The following is a 6,437-nucleotide window of genomic DNA, read 5'->3' as shown; positions in this document are numbered from 1 at the left end:
CAAGGGAGAGGGGGAAGAGCGTTGCAACTGACCCATTGTCAATTGTCAATTGTCCATTCTCTTCCCCTGCCTCCAAAGCGCTCGTTGCCTCTACCTCAAATTCGGCAAGAGTTCCGTCCAAATCCCGAAGATGCCGATAACCACCAACAGCGCACCCGATCCCCGTACCAGCAGTTCGTGATTTTTCGTCGTCCAGTTCAAGAAGCGACGTTGAGCCGATCGCGCCAATACCGGTAACAGTAACAACGGCCAGCCGAAGCCCAGTCCGAAACAGACAAAGTACAGCAGCCGCGACAGCAATGCCGTACCCGAAAGCGTTCCCGTCGAATCCACACTGAGGACGAAGGCAGCGGTAATAATCGGGCCGGTGCAGGGAAGCGTCATCGGCCCGAACATCAAACCGTAGAGGTAAGCAGTGCCAAAGGGATTATTGACCGTTGGTGCTTGAGGGGTCAGCATTCGGGTGAAGGGATTGAACCCCATCGCCATCAATATGCCTAAAACGATGACGATGCCGTAGATGGCAGGCAGAACGATCGGCAATGCGGCAGAAAACGATTGACCGATCGCATATAAAACTGCCCCAATAACCACCATCATGCTCAGAATGCCCCCTAGCACGGCAAAACCGAGCAAAAGACCCACGGGACGAGCGTTGCGATCGGAAATATTGCTGCCGAGAAAGGCGATCGTACCGGGGTAGAGGGGCAACATACAGACGTTGGTGAGGATTGCACCGTTGCCGAGGACGAAAGCTTGCAAGAGTTCTGAAACCACGATTGAATCCTAAATAAAATCTTAGTTACTAGCGGTTTCGAGGGTCGCTGCCAGAGCGGTGGGATCGACTTTTCCGGTGGTCAGTTCCGAGATTTCGCCGTCGGGGCTGATAATAAAACGCGAGCCGATGGAGGGATTGAGGGCGGTTTGTCCGAATTTCGCGTCTAGTGCGCGGGTCATTTCTGGAGTGGCCACGGCGAAGGTGAAGTCAAAGCCCTCCTCGCTGGCATAGTTGGCTAAATCAGCATCGGGGAGACTGTCTTCCACGCTTAGGGCAACGATGGCCACATCCCCTTCACCCATATCGGTGGTCGCGGCTTGCACCCCTTGTAAGTTGGTTTTACATTTGCCGCACCAGGTCGCCATGGGCTTGACTAAAACGGTTTGTCCCGAATAATCCGCCAGGGTAAAAGATTCCCCCGTTGCGGCATTGGTGAGGGGAAGACTTGTCAGTTCGGTTTCGGTGGCGGCGGGTTCAGTGGCTGCGGGGGCTTCAGCGGTGGTTTCGGTCTCTGTGGCGGCTGGTGCTTCGGCTGTCGTTTCGGCATCGCTGGTGCTGGCTGTATCGGCAGCACAAGCCCCGAGGAAGACCATCGCGGCGAGGGTGAAACTCAGGGTTAGAGGATGGGTACGGTTAAATTTCATCAAAGGGGTTCGCTCCTGTTTTTTGTTTTTCGAGGTTGTTCTTTCTAGATACGACGGTGGCAACCCATTGGATTTAAAATCTCACATGAAATATTTTTTCTAACGGTTTCGATCGAAGGTAGACCCCAGTCATCACCAAAGGGGGAGAGTTAATGGAGGTCTCGAACGAGATCGTGCAACTCGGTAGCTTGGTCTGGAAATGGCTCGATCGACCCGAAGATATCTGCCGGTTACGATCGCACCACCTCGGCAACACTTGCCGCATCCCAGAATCGATCGTTGACGTTGTAGGTCATCGCGGTGAGGGGAGTTCCATCGGACATCGAATCGATAACTCTGGGGATATAGGGGAGTCCGATCGAAGTGCTATAGAAGATCGAGGCGATCGCTAACGTTAAGAGTAAAGGGCTTAAATGTCGTCGCAGCGGATGGAGTTGGGAACACAATAGACCCACAAATAAGATAAGTGTAAGTGCGGCGAACCAAAGATATCCCGCTCCCAACATCTCGAAAAGCCACAATTTGTACCATGGAGCTGAAGAAATACTCAATCCGAGTAAAGCGATTGCGAGCGACCAAAGAACAATTTTGAGGAGCCGGTTTATGGTCATCGCACTCGATATTTTCTGGGGCTTTTCGATGATGGTTCTACTCTTGTCCAACTACTGTAACGGTTTTCTCGGCTCTCCTGCTTCTCAAAATAGGTTGAAACCACAAAAAACACCCTCACCAAATTGGCAGGGCGCTATCAGAGAATTATTAGCAGTTACGATAATATAGCATATTTTGTAAATATGTCAACAAATTGGTAGCTCTAAGTACCCTCGAGGATAGGGAAGCTGATGTTACCCGCCGACAGAACCAAGTCACACAGATTTTTTGGTCAAGGAGTTGGCCAGTTGCAATATCAACCGTTTCAACATCAATCGGATTAAAAATATCCCAGCCGAAAAGGGCATAAACCTCTTTGTCGGATTTCACCAAAAAAGCTCCGTAAGATTGATGAATGGTTGATGAATAGTTAGCACTTTGGCTCGCTAGTCGGATATTGCCGTGACAGTCAACAGTATCAGCATAGGGACGATGACCAAATCAACAACAACTATTTTCTCGCGATCGCCTGGCTCATCCTTACAGACGATCGCCCTTCGGGTTATTGCCCAGGAATCTCTCAAAAATGAGACAAAGGTCGCCTATGTCAAAGTTGTGGTGGTCCTAATTTCATTTATTTTAGATGTCATCGTCTTTTTCTTTCCCCAGCAACTCATTGGCGAACCATCTATTCCTCTTACGGTGACGATGGTTTCTTTTACGGCCTTTCTAATTTCAGCCGGTTTTTTGATACTTTTACGTCACCAATATTCTTGGCAGTGGTTACCCAGACTACAGATTGCCATCCCCTTATTTGATGGGTTGTTGTTGGCTCTATTTATTACAAATATCTGGCGAGTGATGGGGGAATCTAATCCCCAAATTATTACGAACGTTACGGCTCTTTGCTGTCTGATGGCGATAACTGGAGCGATTAGAATCAGCCGTCAAGCATCGGTCATTACAACCATTTTAGGCTGTGCTAATTTTGTTTATGCCATTTGGTTATTCCAATTAGATAATGCAGTGAGTGTATTTGCCCTGTTTACGATTTTGGGTACCGGACTATTGGGGATGTTGAACTCTAGTATTGTGCGTCGCCAGGGTAAAAATGAGGCAGGTCGTCTATTGATGGAGCAGTTTCTTCCAGCTAATGTGGTGGAAGCTGCATTTGAATCACCCATGCAACTCTTAGAAGAACCCCGGATCTTTGATGTCACCATCATGGTGAGCGATCTTAGAAGTTTTACTAAATATTCAGAAAAACTAGAACCTGGAGAGGTTTTTGAATTTTTAAACGAACTTCAGGGACTTTTATCGAGTATTGTGGAGCGTCATGGCGGTTGGGTGGATAAATTTATGGGGGATGGGATGTTGGCCGTTTTTGGAGCACCCAAGACGTTAGATAACCATGCATTGCAAGCTTTGGCAGCCGCTCGGGAGATTTTAGCCAATGTCGATCGAGTGAGTCCCTTGCCGGTGGGACTGGGCTTACACTCTGGCCCGATTGTGGCCGGTTGTTTGGGCACAGGCGGTCATTTAGAGTTTACGGTAATTGGAGATACGGTGAATGTGGCTTCAAGGCTGGAATCTCTCACGAAAGAAATGGGTTGCGCCCTCTTAATTAGTCATACCACCCAACAACATTTAACGGATGTACCTTTGCGATCGCTTGGCAAAAAGCCCATTCGCGGTAGAGATGAGAGTTTAGAAATTTTCGGAATTTGAGTCGCCACGATCGAGTTTTGAAACCTTGCACATCGCATTATTAACAATTAACCATCACTAAATTGCGTTCCTTTTTCAGGGCGATCTCCACTCGATGGTATTCTTCTTCTAGCGAACCGATGTAACGCTCGGCTCCGCGCGTCGTTCCCGACCGAGCGAGATTTTCCAAAGATTTGCACAGATCGGAAAATACCATCGCCCCGAGGTTCGCACTCGCCGATCGCAATGCGTGAGCGGACATTCGCAGGCTTCGAGCGTCCTGGGTTTCGATCGCCGCTCGCAGTTCCCTCAATTGGTGGGGAGTATCTTCTAGAAAGCTATCGACAATCTCCGTTACGATCTGCCCGGCGCGAGAACCCGCCATATCTCTGAGAGCTTGTAGGATCGCCCGATCGAGGGGAGGGGTGCGCTCCGCTGGGCTATCCATCCTCGCTATCTTCTCCACTTGGGTTGTCTTATCGATCGCATCTGTCTGTATCGGCGGTGTTGTTTCGATTGGCCCGCATCGACTCAAAGCGCCTACCAACTCTTCCACTTGAATGGGTTTGGCAAGATAATCATCCATCCCCGCATCCAAGCACATCTGGCGATCTTCACCCATGGCATTCGCGGTGAGAGCAATAATTCGAGGACGACAATCGGGCGATCGATCCTGACAAATCTGCCTTGTCGCCGTCAATCCATCCATTTTCGGCATCTGCACGTCCATGAACACCACATCGTAGGATTGACGATCGAGGGCTTCTAAGACTTCAAATCCGTTACCGGCTACATCCGCTCGATACCCTTGTTTTTCCAGCAGCAGCAATGCCACTTTTTGATTGACCGCATTATCCTCCGCCAGCAAAATCCGCAGGGGAACTCGGTTGGGTCGCATTTGGGTTAGACCCTCTTTCCGGGGGGGAGGGGCGAGGGCAGGGGCGGTCGGGGCAACGATCGTAAAATAGAAAGTCGAACCGCGATCGGTTTTCGGTAGGTCAGAAGAGTCAACCTCCCAATCCGGTGGTGGATTTCCCGCGATCGCGCCACCACTTTCAACCCAAATGCGACCGCCCATCATCTCGCACAATTGCTTGCTAATAGCCAGTCCCAGCCCCGTCCCCCCATACTCGCGAGTGGTGGATGCATCAACTTGAGAGAAGGATTTGAACAAGCGATGCATTCGATCGCGATCGATGCCGATGCCGGGATCGCGAACGGCAAATTGAATTTCGTAGGGTTCCTTAGATGTGGGGGACGGGTCGTTTTTCCCCGCATTTTTTCGGTTTAAAGGGCGACCGCTTGCCGATAGGACAATGACACCCACTTCGGTAAATTTAACCGCATTGGCAAGTAAGTTGACTAAAATCTGACGGATGCGAGTGACATCGGCAACGATCGCCGCTGGCGTCTGGGGGGAAATCTGAAATCTCAACTTCAGATGCTTTTGGTTCGCCCCGACACGCACTAAATCGAGAGCTTCTTCGATGCAACGGCGCAACTCAAAGGGGTATTCCTCCAAGTTCATTTGACCGGCTTCAATTTTGGAAAAGTCGAGAATATCGTTAATCAATGCCAGGAGAGCTTGACCGCTGTTGCGAATCGTCTCGGTAAAGTCTTGTTGTTGGGAATTGAGGGGAGTATCGAGCAGAAGTCCGGTCATACCGATGACGGCATTCATGGGGGTACGAATCTCGTGGCTCATCGTGGCCAAGAATTCGCTTTTGGCAACGGTGGCAGCGAGAGCTTCATCGCGGGTGCGGGCGAGTTCTTCAACCACGAGTTGCAGTTGCTCTTCTGTCTCTTCCCGCTCGGCGATGCCATTTTGCAGGCTTTCAAGGGTGTCTTGCCAATACCGAGCCATCTCGTTGAACTGGGAACCCAATCGTGCGATTTCGCCATCGCCATTCAGGTTGGGGTGGGCGCGCCGGTCGAGTTCTCCCCGAGCAAATGCCTCGCAAAGTTGGGTCAAATCCTTTAGGGGACGGCGCACCTGTCGGTGGATCGAAATGGCGGCGATCGCCGCCACGAGGATACTAGAAAGGGCTGACTTCAATGCGGAAACGACGATCGCCCGCTCTAATTCTTGTTTCTCAAGCTCGATGGAATTGCCCCCTCGAATTTCTGCCGTGGGATTCGATCGCTCTTGAACCTCGATCTCGAACACGTGCCCTTTGTGGCGATGCTGAAGTTCGGGAATCGCGATCGCCGATTGGACGATAAACGAGCCGATGCCGATCGTCCAAAAGTAGCGAACGGCAATATTATTTTTCCAGAACCCTTTTTTCAAAAAACCTTGAAATCGATCGCTTCCCAACACGAATTTTGCTCCTGTTTCCTAATATAAATGCACCCAGTGCCCTCGGAAGCTGGCAAGTATCCGAGGATGCCATTTTCAACTAAGACGGTTTTCTAAAGCTCAACATCCCAAACGCCAGCCAAGCGGCGAGAACTCCCAAATTAATCCATAACATCGTTACCGGCCCGAGACGGGCAATCAAAGCGGGGGCGGCGGCGGTGTACAAACCGCCCCCCACGATTGGCTCGAAAAAGAGTTGTTTGTAAGCAAAACTTTCAAATGCTCCCGATCGATTTTCCGGATCGACCATGCGCAAGAGCAAAATCCCCGTTGCTGTCACCCCCATCGACTGACCCATATCCCCAAGTCCGCGCTCGAACCAGTAGGTAGGCAGAATTCGCGGGGCGAGGAAGATAAA

General features: G+C 50.6%; 5 protein-coding genes and 1 pseudogene. 1 reads left to right on the top strand and 5 read right to left on the bottom strand.

Annotated elements, in window-relative coordinates:
• Window positions 1-90: 90 nt before the first annotated feature.
• The 3 genes from IQ235_RS15610 to IQ235_RS15600 form a co-directional block, all read right to left on the bottom strand.
• Window positions 91-777 carry a cytochrome c biogenesis CcdA family protein gene (locus IQ235_RS15610; RefSeq protein WP_264322365.1) on the bottom strand — a complete coding sequence of 229 codons (687 nt, stop codon included), beginning with the start codon at window positions 775-777 and terminating at the stop codon, window positions 91-93.
• A 21-nt stretch (window positions 778-798) separates the two neighbouring features.
• Entirely contained in the window at window positions 799-1,422 is a 624-nt protein-coding gene (locus IQ235_RS15605; RefSeq protein WP_264322364.1) for a peroxiredoxin family protein, read from the bottom strand.
• Window positions 1,423-1,652: 230 nt separating this feature from the next.
• Window positions 1,653-2,033 carry an endonuclease/exonuclease/phosphatase family protein gene (locus tag IQ235_RS15600; protein WP_264322363.1) on the bottom strand — a complete coding sequence of 127 codons (381 nt, stop codon included), beginning with the start codon at window positions 2,031-2,033 and terminating at the stop codon, window positions 1,653-1,655.
• Between the two features lie 472 nt (window positions 2,034-2,505).
• On the opposite strand from IQ235_RS15600, the gene IQ235_RS15595 reads away from it, so the two are divergent.
• Window positions 2,506-3,741: an adenylate/guanylate cyclase domain-containing protein gene (locus tag IQ235_RS15595; RefSeq protein ID WP_264322362.1), complete on the top strand. Its 1,236-nt coding sequence runs from the start codon at window positions 2,506-2,508 to the stop codon at window positions 3,739-3,741.
• Between the two features lie 40 nt (window positions 3,742-3,781).
• Here the strand turns inward: IQ235_RS15595 and IQ235_RS15590 are convergent, their stop codons facing one another.
• Together IQ235_RS15590 and IQ235_RS15585 are read right to left on the bottom strand one after the other, a co-directional pair.
• Window positions 3,782-6,040, bottom strand: a complete 2,259-nt coding sequence (locus IQ235_RS15590) for a response regulator (protein WP_264322361.1) — start codon at window positions 6,038-6,040, stop codon at window positions 3,782-3,784.
• 79 nt (window positions 6,041-6,119) lie between these two features.
• Window positions 6,120-6,437: pseudogene (locus IQ235_RS15585) on the bottom strand (sodium:glutamate symporter); the annotation flags it as partial.

It is taken from the genome of Zarconia navalis LEGE 11467 (assembly GCF_015207075.1).
Lineage (GTDB): Bacteria > Cyanobacteriota > Cyanobacteriia > Cyanobacteriales > Geitlerinemataceae > Zarconia > Zarconia navalis.
This window is presented reverse-complemented; position numbering and strand designations above follow the sequence as displayed.